General features: G+C 60.4%; 14 protein-coding genes. 13 read left to right on the top strand and 1 reads right to left on the bottom strand.

Annotation, left to right across the window (positions count from 1 at the left end):
* The first annotated feature begins 48 nt into the window (after positions 1–48).
* The 10 genes from rpsP (at position 49) to CGA22_RS09085 (ending at position 8982) form a co-directional block, all read left to right on the top strand.
* On the top strand, positions 49–300 hold the full coding sequence (rpsP, locus tag CGA22_RS09130) for a 30S ribosomal protein S16 (RefSeq protein ID WP_007927680.1): 252 nt from the start codon (positions 49–51) through the stop codon (positions 298–300).
* A gap of 5 nt (positions 301–305) precedes the next feature.
* On the top strand, positions 306–842 hold the full coding sequence (rimM, locus tag CGA22_RS09125; RefSeq protein WP_041024828.1) for a ribosome maturation factor RimM: 537 nt from the start codon (positions 306–308) through the stop codon (positions 840–842).
* Entirely contained in the window at positions 824–1597 is a 774-nt protein-coding gene (trmD, locus tag CGA22_RS09120; protein WP_173668653.1) for a tRNA (guanosine(37)-N1)-methyltransferase TrmD, read from the top strand. Before rimM ends, trmD begins: the two co-directional genes overlap by 19 nt.
* A 44-nt stretch (positions 1598–1641) precedes the next feature.
* A complete protein-coding gene (gene rplS / locus CGA22_RS09115; RefSeq protein WP_003175895.1) occupies positions 1642–1992 on the top strand; it encodes a 50S ribosomal protein L19 in 351 nt (116 codons plus the stop codon).
* Between the two features lie 131 nt (positions 1993–2123).
* A complete protein-coding gene (gene xerD, locus CGA22_RS09110; protein ID WP_041024827.1) occupies positions 2124–3020 on the top strand; it encodes a site-specific tyrosine recombinase XerD in 897 nt (298 codons plus the stop codon).
* A 317-nt stretch (positions 3021–3337) separates the two neighbouring features.
* Complete coding sequence (locus tag CGA22_RS09105; protein ID WP_024778947.1) at positions 3338–4069, top strand: DsbC family protein; 732 nt, start codon at positions 3338–3340, stop codon at positions 4067–4069.
* Positions 4070–4201: 132 nt separating this feature from the next.
* Positions 4202–5506, top strand: a complete 1305-nt coding sequence (locus CGA22_RS09100) for a homoserine dehydrogenase (protein WP_041024826.1) — start codon at positions 4202–4204, stop codon at positions 5504–5506.
* A 104-nt stretch (positions 5507–5610) separates the two neighbouring features.
* The gene (gene thrC, locus CGA22_RS09095; protein WP_041024825.1) at positions 5611–7020 is read left to right on the top strand and encodes a threonine synthase; all 1410 of its coding nucleotides are present in this window, start codon (positions 5611–5613) and stop codon (positions 7018–7020) included.
* 121 nt (positions 7021–7141) lie between these two features.
* A complete protein-coding gene (locus CGA22_RS09090) occupies positions 7142–8512 on the top strand; it encodes a transporter substrate-binding domain-containing protein (protein ID WP_041024824.1) in 1371 nt (456 codons plus the stop codon).
* A 182-nt stretch (positions 8513–8694) separates the two neighbouring features.
* A complete protein-coding gene (locus CGA22_RS09085; RefSeq protein WP_041024823.1) occupies positions 8695–8982 on the top strand; it encodes a DUF3509 domain-containing protein in 288 nt (95 codons plus the stop codon).
* Between the two features lie 215 nt (positions 8983–9197).
* Here the strand turns inward: CGA22_RS09085 and CGA22_RS09080 are convergent, their stop codons facing one another.
* Entirely contained in the window at positions 9198–10397 is a 1200-nt protein-coding gene (locus tag CGA22_RS09080; RefSeq protein ID WP_041024822.1) for a CaiB/BaiF CoA transferase family protein, read from the bottom strand.
* 146 nt (positions 10398–10543) lie between these two features.
* Here CGA22_RS09080 and CGA22_RS09075 point away from each other — a divergent pair, with 146 nt between their 5' ends.
* From CGA22_RS09075 to CGA22_RS09065, 3 genes are all read left to right on the top strand, one after another.
* On the top strand, positions 10544–11086 hold the full coding sequence (locus CGA22_RS09075) for a YaeQ family protein (RefSeq protein ID WP_024778953.1): 543 nt from the start codon (positions 10544–10546) through the stop codon (positions 11084–11086).
* A 148-nt stretch (positions 11087–11234) separates the two neighbouring features.
* Positions 11235–12944, top strand: a complete 1710-nt coding sequence (recJ, locus tag CGA22_RS09070; protein ID WP_041024821.1) for a single-stranded-DNA-specific exonuclease RecJ — start codon at positions 11235–11237, stop codon at positions 12942–12944.
* A gap of 226 nt (positions 12945–13170) precedes the next feature.
* The gene (locus CGA22_RS09065) at positions 13171–14277 is read left to right on the top strand and encodes an NADH:flavin oxidoreductase/NADH oxidase (protein WP_041024820.1); all 1107 of its coding nucleotides are present in this window, start codon (positions 13171–13173) and stop codon (positions 14275–14277) included.
* Positions 14278–14336 lie beyond the last annotated feature (59 nt).

The raw sequence follows: 14336 nt of genomic DNA, 5'->3' as shown, positions 1-14336 counted from the left end.
CCGCTGTGCATTTAGATTTGCAGCACCGACTACAGGAACGATGTTCACATGCTAACAATCCGTCTTGCCCTTGGCGGCTCCAAAAAGCGCCCGTTTTACCACCTGACCGTAACCGACAGCCGCAACCCGCGTGACGGTTCCCACAAAGAGCAGGTTGGTTTCTTCAACCCTATCGCCCGTGGTCAGGAAGTTCGTCTGTCCGTGAACCAAGAGCGCGTTGCCTACTGGCTGAGCGTTGGTGCACAACCTTCTGAGCGCGTTGCTCAGTTGTTGAAGGAATCGGCTAAGGCTGCGGCCTGAGCAATATGAACGCGACGCCAAAAGATGCTGATGATCTGATCGTTGTCGGCAAAATCTATTCTGTACATGGCGTTCGCGGCGAAGTGAAGGTGTATTCCTTTACTGATCCGATCAAGAACCTGTTGGACTACAAAGCCTGGACGCTCAAGCGCGAAGGCAGCGTGAAACAGGTTGAGCTGGTCAGCGGACGCGGGAACGACAAGTTCCTGGTCGCAAAGCTCAAGGGTCTCGATGATCGTGAAGAAGCGCGTCTTCTGGCCGGTTATGAGATCTGCGTGCCGCGCAACCTGTTCCCTGAACTGACCGACGGCGAGTACTACTGGTACCAGCTGGTGGATCTGAAGGTCATCGACCACCTCGGGCAATTGCTCGGGAAAATCGATCACCTGCTCGAGACCGGTTCGAACGATGTCATGGTGGTCAAGCCTTGCGTCGGCAGCCTGGATGATCGCGAACGCCTGTTGCCCTATACCGGGCAGTGCGTGTTGGCCGTTGACCTGGAGGCAGGCGAGATGAAGGTGGAATGGGATGCGGATTTCTGAACGTGGCCAATTTGCGCGTTGAAGTCATCACATTGTTTCCCGAGATGTTTTCCGCCATCAGCGAGTACGGCATAACCAGCCGCGCGGTGAAACAGGAGCTGTTGCAGCTGACCTGTTGGAATCCGCGGGACTACACCACGGATCGGCATCACACTGTGGACGATCGCCCGTTTGGCGGTGGTCCGGGCATGGTGATGAAGATCAAGCCCCTGGAAGATGCACTGGTTCAGGCCAGGGCGGCAGCCGGGGAGGGTGCGAAGGTGATCTACCTGTCGCCCCAAGGCCGCCAGCTGACTCAGTCGGCGGTACGCGAACTGGCGAATTCGGATGCATTGATCCTGATTGCCGGTCGTTATGAAGGCATTGACGAGCGTTTCATTGAAGCTCATGTCGATGAAGAGTGGTCGGTTGGCGACTATGTACTGTCTGGCGGTGAGCTGCCGGCGATGGTCCTGATCGACGCGGTTACACGACTGCTGCCTGGAGCTTTAGGGCATGCAGATTCCGCTGAGGAAGATTCCTTTACGGATGGTCTGCTGGATTGCCCGCACTACACCCGACCGGAGGTGTATGCGGATCAGCGTGTTCCCGACGTGTTGCTAAGTGGCAACCACGCGCACATCCGGCGTTGGCGTTTACAGCAGTCCCTTGGTCGGACCTGGGAACGACGCGCCGATCTTCTGGAAAGCCGCTCGCTTTCTGGAGAAGAGAAGAAGCTGCTCGAGGAATACATCCGCGAGCGGGACGATAGTTAACAACGTATCGATGGTAAGTCCGAGACTTGCCTTAGGAGCACAGCATGACTAACAAAATCATCCTTGCACTCGAAGCAGAGCAGATGACCAAAGAAATCCCTACCTTTGCCCCGGGCGACACCATTGTCGTTCAGGTGAAAGTGAAGGAAGGTGACCGTTCCCGTCTGCAAGCGTTCGAAGGCGTCGTTATCGCCAAGCGTAACCGTGGCGTGAACAGTGCTTTCACCGTTCGTAAAATCTCCAACGGTGTTGGCGTAGAGCGTACTTTCCAGACCTACAGCCCGCAAATCGACAGCATGGCTGTGAAACGTCGCGGTGACGTGCGTAAAGCCAAGCTGTACTACCTGCGTGACCTGTCCGGTAAAGCAGCTCGCATCAAGGAAAAACTGGCCTGAGTCCAGCTTCCGATGCAAAAAAAGCAGCCTGAGGGCTGCTTTTTTGTTGCCTGCGATTTGCTCTTTGAGCACCCTGCGTACTTTCTTTATCGTATGGATGCAGCGTGCGTGCGCATCCGCCAAGAGTGTTTATGCCAGCCATCGATCATCCGCTGATAGACCAGTTTCTCGACGCCCTGTGGCTGGAGAAAGGGCTTTCCGACAATACCCGTGGCGCTTACCGCAGCGATCTGGCGCTGTTCAACGGTTGGTTGCAGGAGAAAAACCTGGAGCTGATCAATGCCGGACGGGAGCTGATCCTCGATCACCTGGCGTGGCGCCTGGAGCAGAACTACAAACCGCGCTCAACCGCACGATTTCTCTCCGGCGTTCGTGGCTTCTATCGTTATTTACTGCGGGAAAAACTGATCGCGGTGGATCCGACCTTGCGGGTGGAGATGCCCCAGTTGGGGCGGCCGCTGCCCAAATCCCTGTCCGAAGCCGATGTGGAGGCGCTGTTGGCGGCGCCGGACCTCAGCGAAGCCATCGGTCAGCGCGACCGGGCCATGCTGGAGGTCTTGTACGCCTGCGGCCTGCGCGTCACGGAGTTGATCAGCCTGACGCTTGAGCAGGTCAACCTGCGCCAGGGTGTCTTGCGGGTGATGGGCAAGGGCAGCAAGGAACGCCTGGTACCGATGGGCGAGGAGGCGATCGTCTGGGTCGAGCGCTACCTGCGGGACGCTCGCCATGAACTGCTGGGTGGGCGCCCCAGCGATGTATTGTTCCCGAGCCGTAACGGCGATCAGATGACCCGCCAGACGTTCTGGCATCGAATCAAGCACCAGGCCAAGGTCGCCGGGATCGGCAAATCCCTCTCGCCCCACACCTTGCGCCATGCCTTTGCGACGCACCTGCTCAACCACGGCGCCGACCTGCGGGTAGTGCAGATGCTGTTGGGCCATAGCGACCTGTCCACCACCCAGATCTACACCCACGTCGCCCGGGCGCGGTTGCAGGAACTGCATGCCAGGCATCATCCGCGCGGCTGAGGGAAAGATGCACCGCCCCACAGCGTTATGGGGGGGGGTACCGCCTCGATGGTCCGCCGAGATCTGCTGTGGGAGCAAGGCTTGCCCGCGATGGCCACACCGCAGTGCATCGGATGAACAGCGTTATCGTTCATCGCGGGCAAGCCTTGCTCCCACAAGCTCGCTCCCACAAAAAATGCACCGCCAATGCCTTGCATCAACGGCATTCGGCCCTGCCGGCCTTATGTGGTAGGCTTGGCCGGTTTGCACAGTGGGCGGCCGGAACCGGATCTGCGGGTTGGCGTTCTCCGTCCCATTTGTTCGCCTCAGGAGTTCCCATGCGTTTGATCCAGATGTTCACCGCCGCTGCCATTGCGTTGGCCAGCACCTTTGCCATCGCCGACGACGCGGCGGACAAGGCTATTCGCAAGAGCCTGGAAAATCTTCAGCTCGAAGTACCGATCGAAGCCATTTCCGCCAGCCCGATGGCCGGCCTGTATGAAGTCAAACTCAAAGGCAGTCGCGTGCTCTACGCCAGCGCCGACGGTCAGTACATCGTCCAGGGCAACCTGTTCGAGCTCAAGGACGGCAAGCCGGTCAACCTCACCGAGCTGACCGAGCGCCAGGGCGTTTCTAAGCTGATCAACGGTATTCCGGTTGCCGAAACCGTGGTCTACCCGGCGGTGGGCGAGACCAAGTCCCACATCACCGTGTTCACCGACACCACGTGCCCGTACTGCCACAAGCTGCACGCCGAAGTGCCGGAGCTGAACAAGCGCGGCATCGAAGTGCGCTACGTCGCGTTCCCGCGCCAGGGCCTGGGCTCGCCGGGCGATGAGCAATTGCAAGCCGTGTGGTGCTCCAAGGACAAGAAAGCGGCCATGGACAAGATGGTCGATGGCAAGGAAATCAAGGCCGCCAAGTGCGAGAACCCGGTTTCCAAGCAGTTTGCCCTGGGCCAGTCAATAGGTGTGAACGGTACGCCGGCAATTGTTTTGGCGGATGGTCAGGTAATTCCGGGCTACCAGCCGGCGCCGCAAGTCGCCAAACTGGCCCTCGGCGCGAAATAATCATGGGCAATATGCTGATGAAGAGCATGGCTCGGCGAAAACCTTCGCCGGGCCGTTAAACGCAGAGCCGCGTTGCTGCGCGGCTGTATTTCACGGCCGACCTTGTGTCGGCCGTTTCATGGGGAGTCAAGAGTGAATCCGGTCAAAGTAGGCATCTGTGGGTTAGGTACCGTCGGTGGCGGCACCTTCAACGTACTTCAGCGTAACGCCGAGGAGATTGCCCGCCGTGCCGGGCGTGGAATCGAAGTGGCACAAATTGCCATGCGTACGCCAAAGCCTCAGTTCCAGACGACCGGTATTTCGATTACCAACGATGTATTCGCCGTGGCGGCCAACCCTGAAGTCGATATCGTCATCGAGTTGATGGGCGGCTACACCGTGGCCCGCGAGCTGGTGCTCAAGGCCATCGAGAACGGCAAGCACGTGGTCACCGCCAACAAGGCGCTGATCGCCGTGCACGGTAACGAAATTTTCGCCAAGGCCCGTGAAAAAGGCGTGATCGTGGCGTTCGAAGCCGCCGTGGCCGGTGGCATCCCGGTGATCAAGGCCATTCGCGAAGGCCTGTCGGCCAACCGCATCAATTGGGTCGCTGGTATCATCAACGGCACCGGTAACTTCATCCTCACCGAAATGCGCGAGAAGGGCCGGACTTTCGAGGACGTGCTCACCGAAGCCCAGGCCCTGGGTTACGCCGAGGCCGATCCGACGTTCGACGTGGAAGGCATCGACGCGGCGCACAAGCTGACGATCCTGGCGTCCATCGCCTTTGGTATCCCACTGCAATTCGACAAGGCCTACACCGAAGGCATCACCCAGTTGACCACCGCTGACGTGAACTACGCCGAAGCCTTGGGCTACCGCATCAAGCACCTGGGGGTTGCCCGCAGCACCGCCAGCGGCATCGAGCTGCGTGTGCATCCGACCCTGATCCCGGCCGACCGCCTGATTGCCAACGTCAACGGCGTGATGAACGCCGTGATGGTCAACGGCGACGCCTCTGGCTCGACTCTGTTCTACGGCGCCGGTGCAGGCATGGAACCGACCGCCTCGTCGGTCGTGGCCGACCTGGTGGACGTGGTGCGTGCCATGACCTCCGACCCGGAAAACCGTGTGCCGCACTTGGCGTTCCAGCCGGACTCGCTGTCGGCTCATCCGATTCTTCCGATCGAAGCTTGCGAAAGTGCCTACTACTTGCGCATCCAGGCCAAGGACCATCCGGGCGTACTGGCCCAGGTGGCAAGCATCCTGTCGGAGCGCGGCATCAACATCGAGTCGATCATGCAGAAGGAAGTCGAGGAACACGACGGCCTGGTGCCGATGATCCTGCTGACCCACCGCGTGGTCGAGCAGCGTATCAACGACGCGATTGCAGCGCTGGAAGCGCTCCAGGACGTGGTAGGCCCTGTGGTCCGTATCCGCGTCGAACATCTGAATTAATTCAGCTGCAAGCGGCAAGCCACAAGCTACGAGTTGAAAGCGGATCGGCTTTTACGTGTAGCTTGTAGCTTGAAGCTCGAAGCTCAAACCGAAGGTTTGCCCTTATGCGCTATATCAGCACCCGCGGCCAGGCACCGGCCCTGAATTTCGAAGATGTCCTGCTGGCCGGCCTGGCCACGGACGGCGGCCTCTATGTGCCGGAAAACCTGCCGCGCTTCACCCAGGAAGAAATTGCCTCCTGGGCCGGCCTGCCGTATCACGAGCTGGCCTTCCGGGTCATGCGTCCGTTCGTCACCGGCAGCATCCCGGACGCCGACTTCAAAAAGATCCTGGAAGAGACCTATGGCGTCTTTTCCCACAACGCCATTGCCCCGCTGCGTCAGCTCAACGGTAACGAATGGGTGATGGAGCTGTTCCACGGTCCGACCCTGGCATTCAAGGACTTCGCCCTGCAATTGCTCGGGCGTCTGCTGGACTACGTGCTGCAAAAGCGTGGCGAGCGCGTGGTCATTGTCGGTGCAACCTCCGGCGACACCGGTTCAGCCGCTATCGAAGGCTGCAAGCACTGCGAGAACGTCGACATTTTCATCCTGCACCCGCACAACCGTGTCTCGGAAGTGCAGCGTCGGCAGATGACGACGATCTTCGGCGATAACATCCACAACATCGCCATCGAAGGCAACTTCGATGACTGCCAGGAAATGGTCAAGGCCAGTTTCGCCGACCAGGGCTTCCTCAAGGGCACGCGGCTGGTGGCAGTGAACTCGATCAACTGGGCGCGGATCATGGCCCAGATCGTCTATTACTTCCATGCAGCCCTGCAACTGGGCGGTCCGGCCCGTTCGGTGTCGTTCTCGGTGCCTACCGGCAACTTCGGCGACATCTTCGCCGGCTACTTGGCGCGCAACATGGGCCTGCCGATCAATCAACTGATCGTCGCCACCAACCGCAACGACATCCTGCACCGCTTCATGAGCGGCAACCAGTACGTCAAGGAAACCCTGCACGCCACGCTGTCGCCTTCCATGGACATCATGGTGTCGTCGAACTTCGAGCGTTTGTTGTTCGACCTGCATGGTCGCAACGGTGCGGCGATTGCCGGCCTGATGGACAGTTTCCGCCAGGGTGGTGGTTTCAGCGTCGAGGCCGAGCGTTGGACCGAAGCCCGCAAGCTGTTCGACTCCCTGGCGGTGGACGATGCTCAAACCTGCGAAACCATTGCCGAGGTGTTCGGGCAGAGCGGGGAGCTGCTTGACCCGCACACGGCCATCGGCGTGAGGGCTGCCCGTGAGTGCCGCCGCAGCCTGGACATCCCCATGGTGATTCTGGGGACCGCTCACCCGGTCAAGTTCCCGGAAGCGGTGGAGAAAGCTGGTGTAGGAAAAGCGCTTGAACTACCTGCACATCTTTCGGATTTGTTTGAGCGAGAAGAGCGCTGCACAGTGCTGCCTAATGACCTGAAAGCCGTACAGGCCTTTGTCAGTCAGCATGGCAACCGTGGCAAACCTCTCTGATCGCTGAAACCTGTCACATTTTGAAGCCCGTCTCCTGACGGGCTTTCTTGTTTCTGCATGCCAAACTGATCGGGTTTTCGCCCCTTGGAGGGACGGGCGAGTCATCTCGAAGGAAATGCAGATGTTGTTTTTTATCAAATGCAAACCAGCGTTGAGCTGGATGACAGGGCTGGCCCTGATGTGCTGGATGCAGTGGGGCGGCGCGGCACAATTGGCAGCCTTTGAAGCGCCGCCGTTCCAGTCCGGCGAGCGGCTGGTGCTGGACGCGCAGGAATTGCAGTGGATCGAGGAGCACCCCAGGGTCGTCGTTGCCTCGATGCAGTTTCCGTTGTACCTGTTCAAGAATGAACGTGGGCAGTGGAACGGGCTGAACAACGACATTCTCCTGCGCATTGCACGCATGACAGGCCTCGAGTTCGTGCATCGGGAGTCGTTCTCCCCCGACCAATTGCTGGCGATGCTGGAGCGGGGCGAGGCCGACATGACGACCACCATGGCGATGAACGACGAACGTCGGGATTTCCTCAACTTCAGTCACGCATTTGGCGGTTCCGGCTGGGTATTCGTCGGTCGCGACGGAGAGCCGGCGCTCCATTCGCTGGAACAACTGAAAGGGAAGGTCCTGGCACTGCCGGCACGGCATGCATTGGAGACGGAGATCCGTCGTGAGCACCCTACCGTCGGGCTGCGCACGGTCAAGACCTACGCAGAGGCGAGGGCGCTGGTGGAAAGTGGGGAAGCTCATGCCACCATCGAAAACGAAACCGGAGTGCACCTCTATCCGGCGGGACAGTTGAAGGTAGGAAAGAACCTTGATGGTAAGTGGGAACCGGACTATCTGGCTGTCCGTCAGGATCTACTGCCGCTGCTGAGTATCCTGAACAAGGCACTGGAGGCGTTTCCGGCCGAGGAAATGCGTGCCCTGCGTTCCAAGTGGATGGCGGGTGTCGTCCCCAGCAAGGCGCCGTCGCTTTGGCTACGGGTGTCCCGATGGGGCTACTGGTGCGTCGTCGTGCTCGGGGTGTCCGGCCTTCTGTCGCTGCTGTGGAGTCGACGCCTGCAGATACAGATCGATCAGCGTCACAAGGCCGAGGCGGTCCTCAACGACCAGTTGATGCTCCAGAAGGCCTTGATGGACGCCATTCCCGATCCGATTTTCATCCGTGATCTCGAAGGGCGCCTGCTCATGTGCAACAAGAGCTATGAGGAACAATTCGCGACCCGCTTCGAAAGGCTGCGAGGGACGCGCCTGACCGACTCTCCCGCGTTTCCGGCGGCCACGGCCGAGTTGCTGCATGGGGAGATGATGGAGCAGTTGCGAACAGGACAATCCCGCTTCAGCGACCGCCAGGTGATGTTCAACAGTGGATTACGGGATATCCATCATTGGTCGGTGCCGTTCTACGGTGCCGATGGGCAGTTGCGAGGTCTGTTGGGGGGCTGGAGCGATGTCGGGCGGCGATGGCGGCGTTCGCAAAGGGTCCTGGCCTGATGCAGGTACACGACGAAAACGGCTGCCCGTGAAGGCTGTTGTTTCTCTGTCATATTGAACGCGCATGCTCGGTTGAACAGATTCGGGGGCGCCGGTTCGGTGCGCTGACGAACTTTCTGCTGCGGCCCACGGTCACTTACTGTGCACATGCAGTTGTTTTCGGACTATTGAAGGGTGATCGAATGGAAAGTATCAGCCTATTGCTGGGTGAGGCTTTGAGCCCGTATCAGGTCACGCTGACCCCCTCCGGCGCCGCTGGCGAATGCCTGGTGACGCTGAAGAATGCTTCTGGAGCCATCATGGTTGAACGAGTGTTCAATCAGGCGCAGTTGACCGACAAGCGTCAACTGACGGACGTGGTCGATGGTCTGCATCGGGATGTACTGATCGCCGAGGGGCGCCTGGAGCCCTGTGTGATCGCGGCACTGCGTAATCTGGCTCGCGACAAGGTCCTGAACGCAGCGAATTGAATGGCAGGTTGTGGGAACCTTCCTACCACCTGGTGAGTCAGACCTTTTACCAACAAGAGCGAGCATTGTGCTCCGGTGCTTGTCGCTTGTTGCACGGACCTCGAATGGTCACGTTTAACCCCGAGTCGTCTCCCCACTTCTCGGGGTTTCTTTTTGCCTGTCGTTTTCCTGCCTTGCGTGGGAAGGTTTCAACGGAGACTCCGCGTTCGACGCCTTCAGATCGCCCCCTCCGCGCGTAGGCGAGCGATTTGCTGCGCATCGTAGCCAAGCTCGCCAAGCACCTGGGCATTGTGTTCCCCGAGCGTTGGCCCGACCCATTCGGCGCTGCCCGGCGTGTCGGACAGTTTCGGCACGATGCCCGGCATCTTGAACGGCTTGCCGTCCGGCAGCTTGGCTTGCAGAAACATTTCACGGGCCAGGAATTGTGGGTCGCTGAACATGTCTTCGGCACTGAAGATCCGGCTGGCCGGCACTTCGGCCCGGTTCAATTGTTCGATGACGGTATCGAGCGGCAGTGAATTGACCCAGCGATCGATGACGCCGTACAACTCGTCGCGGCGACTGTCACGGCCATCATTGCTGGCCAGTTGCGGGTCATTGGCCAGGTCGTCACGGCCGATGATCTGCATGAAACGCTTGAAGATCGCGTCGCCGTTGGCGCCGATCTGCACATGCTTGCCGTCGGCGCTGGTGTGAATCGACGAGGGGGTGATGCCGGGCATGATATTGCCGGTGCGCTCGCGGATGAAACCGAACACGTCGAACTCCGGCACCATGCTTTCCATCATGGCGAATATCGCCTCGTACAACGCCACGTCCACTACTTGTCCGGTGCCGCCGTTGACTTCGCGGTGACGCAAGGCCATCAGCGCGCCAATCACGCCCCAGAGAGCGGCGATGGAGTCACCGATGGAAATCCCGGTGCGCACCGGCGGACGGTCTTCGAACCCGGTGATGTAGCGCAGGCCGCCCATGGATTCGCCCACTGCGCCAAATCCGGGCTGATCCTTCATCGGCCCGGTCTGGCCGAAACCGGAGAGACGCACCATCACCAGTTTCGGGTTCAACGCGTGCAGCACTTCCCAGCCCAGGCCGAGTTTTTCCAGTACACCGGGACGAAAGTTCTCGATCAGGATGTCGGCTTCGCCAATCAGCTGTTTCAAAATCGCCAGACCGTCGGGGTGTTTCAGATTCAGAGTCACGGATTTTTTGTTGCGCGCCTGGACGAACCACCACAGGGAAGTGCCTTCATACAACTTGCGCCACTTGCGCAGGGGGTCACCGCCGTCGGGCGATTCGACCTTGACCACTTCGGCACCGAATTCTGCACAGATCCGCGAGGCAAAAGGCCCGGCGATCAGCGTGCCGAGTTCGATGACTTTGACCCCGGCAAGGGGTTTGGCTGTGAGCGACATGAAAGATCCTGTAGGACAAAACGGAACGAATGGAGCGTTTTATCATAGGCCAGCGTCAGTCGCCGCAGGTTGATGGTCGGCAATTCGTGGATTTGCCGTTTCATCGGTTAGACTTGCCGCCTTTCCACGTATCAAGAAGCCCGTTCATGGCCCAGCCGTCCACGACCTATAAGTTTGAACTGAACCTCACCGACCTCGACCGCAACGTCTACGAGAATGTGAAGCAGACCATCGCCCGTCATCCTTCGGAAACCGAGGAGCGCATGACCGTGCGGCTGCTGGCCTACGCGCTCTGGTACAACGAGCTGCTGTCGTTTGGTCGCGGTCTGTCAGATGTCGATGAACCAGCACTGTGGGAAAAAAGCCTGGATGACCGCGTGCTGCACTGGATCGAAGTCGGTCAACCCGACGTCGACCGCCTGACCTGGTGCTCGCGTCGTACCGAGCGCACCAGCCTGCTGGCCTATGGCAGCCTGCGGGTTTGGGAGGGCAAGGTGATCCCGGCGGTGAAAGGCCTGAAGAACGTCAACATCGCCGCTGTGCCTCAGGACGTGCTGGAAACCCTGGCCCAGGACATGCCTCGCGTGATCAAGTGGGATGTCATGATCAGCGAGGGGACGATGTTCGTGACCGACGACCGTGGCCAGCATGAAGTTCAGCTGCAGTGGTTGCTGGGCGAGCGCGGTTGACTCCTGTGGGAGCGAGCCTGCTCGCGATAGCGGCGGATCATCTCGCAACTCAGAGACTGGCACACCGCTATCGCGAGCAGGCTCGCTCCCACATGCAGCTCTTTTTGCCGATAGTTTCAATGACCCATAGAAGAATGTTCGTCACCCCATGCGCATAGAACCCCGCCAGCTCCCCGACACCCTGCCGTTCCTCGGGGACCTGCCCCCTCTGTTGACCCGCCTGTACGCGGCGCGTGGCGTGCAGTCCGAGGCCGAACTGGACAAGAGTCTGGCGCGCCTGATCCCCTATCAGCAGCTCAAGGGCATCGATGCGGCGGTGGACCTGCTGGTGGTGGCCCTGGAACAGCGCCAGCGGATCCTGATCGTCGGCGACTTCGATGCCGACGGCGCGACGGCCAGTACCGTGGGCCTATTGGGACTGCGCTTGCTGGGGGCGGCCCATGTCGACTATCTGGTGCCCAATCGCTTCGAATACGGTTACGGGCTGACTCCGGAAATCGTCGAAGTCGCCCTGACCCGTGAGCCGCAACTGCTGATCACGGTGGACAACGGCATTTCCAGCGTGGAAGGCGTGGCGGCGGCGAAAGCGGCAGGGCTCAAGGTGCTGGTGACCGACCACCACTTACCGGGCACCGAGTTGCCGGCGGCCGATGCCATCGTCAATCCGAACCAGCCGGGGTGTGAATTCCCGAGCAAGGCGCTGGCGGGTGTCGGGGTGATTTTCTACGTGTTGATGGCCCTGCGCGCGCGGCTGCGCAGCCTGGGTTGGTACGCCAGCAAACCGCAGCCGAACATCGGTGAACTGCTGGACCTGGTGGCCCTGGGCAGCGTGGCCGACGTGGTGCCCCTGGACGCCAACAACCGGATCCTTGTGCATCAGGGCCTGGAGCGCATTCGCGCCGGGCGCGCCCGTCCCGGCATCAAGGCCATTCTGGAAGTGGCCAAGCGTGATCACTCGCGCATTACCTCCACCGATCTCGGGTTCATCCTGGGGCCGCGCCTGAATGCGGCGGGGCGCCTGGACGACATGAGCCTGGGCATCGAATGCCTGCTCACCGACGACGAGGCGCTAGCCCGGGAGATGGCCGCGCAGCTGGACGGCATGAACCAGGACCGCAAATCCATCGAGCAGGGCATGCAGCGTGAGGCGCTGGCCCAGCTCAAGGAGCTGCCGGTGGAATCGATGCCGTTCGGTCTGTGCCTGTTCGATCCGCAGTGGCACCAAGGCGTCATCGGCATCCTCGCCTCCCGCATGAAAGAGCGTTACTTCCGTCCGACCATTGCCTTTGCCGACGCCGGAGACGGCATGCTCAAGGGGTCTGGCCGCTCGGTGCAGGGCTTTCATATTCGCGATGCCCTGAGTGTCGTGGCGGCGCAGCATCCGACCCTGATCACCAAGTACGGCGGTCATGCCATGGCGGCAGGGTTGTCATTGCCCGAGGCGAATTTCCCGTTGTTCGCCGAGGCGTTCGACGCGGAAGTGCGCAGGCAATTGCGTGAAGAAGACTTGACCGGACGCCTGTTGTCGGATGGCACCCTGGCGGTGGAAGAGTTTCACTTGGAACTGGCCCGGGCCCTGCGCCATGCCGGACCCTGGGGCCAGCATTTTCCGGAGCCGATGTTCCACGGCGTGTTCCAGTTGGTGGAGCAGCGGGTTGTGGGTGAGCGGCACCTGAAGGTGGTCCTCAAGAGCGAGTGCGGTTCGGTGAAGCTCGATGGCATCGCCTTTGGCATCGACCGCGATGTCTGGCCGAACCCGACCGTGCGCTGGGTCGAACTGGCCTACAAACTCGACCTCAACGAGTTTCGTGGCCAGGAAACGGTGCAGTTGATGATTGCCCATATCGAGCCGCGGTAGGCACACATATTTGCCAAGGCGATGATCTCCTCGCCACAGGAGCTTGTTTTAAACGCGGAACCCTGCCTTATCCCCGGTTGTCGACTAGGCTCTAAACACTGGTTGATAGCCGTTGTGACGTCTTGTCTATTTTCTTTGCCCGCGGGGGCGGGTGCTGCACCTTTTGTCACTCGTCGACTTTTCAAACAGAACCTGGAGCCTGCCCACTGATTCGAAGAGGTGCCCCATGAGTCTGCTGCTTGAACCCTATACCGTACGCCAATTGACCCTGCCCAATCGCATCGCGGTATCACCGATGTGCCAGTATTCGAGCGTCGATGGCCTGGCCAATGACTGGCATCTGGTGCACCTCGGCAGCCGTGCCGTGGGCGGCGCCGGCCTGGTATTCACCGAAGCCACCGCGGTCACCGCCGACGGCCGTATCACTGCCCAGGACTTGGGGCTGTGGAACGATGAACAGATCGAACCCCTGCAACGCATCACCCGTTTCATCACCGCCCAGGGTTCCGTACCCGGCATTCAACTGGCCCATGCCGGGCGCAAGGCCAGTACCTGGCGGCCCTGGCTGGGCAAGCATGGCAGCGTGAAACCCGCGGACGGCGGCTGGGTGCCGGTGGGTCCCTCGCCGATTGCGTTCGACCCGCAGCACACCCAGCCGGCCCAACTGGACGAAGGACAGATCAATGGCGTCATCCAGGCGTTCGTGGACGCGGCCAGACGCGCCTTGACGGCGGGGTTCAAGGTGGTCGAGGTCCACGCGGCCCACGGCTATCTGCTGCATCAGTTCCTGTCTCCGTTGAGCAATCAGCGGCGCGATCAATATGGCGGTTCGTTCGAGAACCGTATCCGCCTGGTGCTGCAGGTTACCGAGGCGGTCAGGGCCGTATGGCCCCAGGAGTTGCCGGTGTTCGTGCGCGTCTCGGCCACCGATTGGGTCGAGGACGGCTGGAATCCCGATGAAACCGTCGAGCTGGCGCGGCGATTCAGGGCATTGGGCGTGGACCTGATCGATGTGTCATCGGGCGGTACCGCGGCGAATGCGGAAATCCCCACCGGTCCGGGTTACCAGACGCGCTTCGCTGAACGGGTGCGCAAGGAGTCGGAGATCGCCACGGGCACCGTCGGCATGATCACCGAACCGGCCCAGGCCGAGCACATCCTGCGAACCTGTCAGGCCGACATCATTTTCCTGGCCCGCGAGTTGTTGCGCGATCCGTACTGGGCGCTGCATGCCGATGATGACCTGGGCGGGCGCAAGGCGGTCTGGCCGGCGCAGTATCAGCGGGCGACCCATCGGGACCAGCCGATCCATGAGTCCGATCTGCGGGACTGACTGTTCCTGTCAAAAACAAAGCCCCGGTCGTTCAGGCCGGGGCTTTTCTTTAGTTGAAA

The sequence above is a fragment of the Pseudomonas sp. PSB18 genome (genome assembly GCF_014596565.1).
GTDB lineage: Bacteria > Pseudomonadota > Gammaproteobacteria > Pseudomonadales > Pseudomonadaceae > Aquipseudomonas.
Note: the sequence above shows the minus strand (reverse complement) of the source record. Positions and strands in the feature narration are given on the sequence as shown.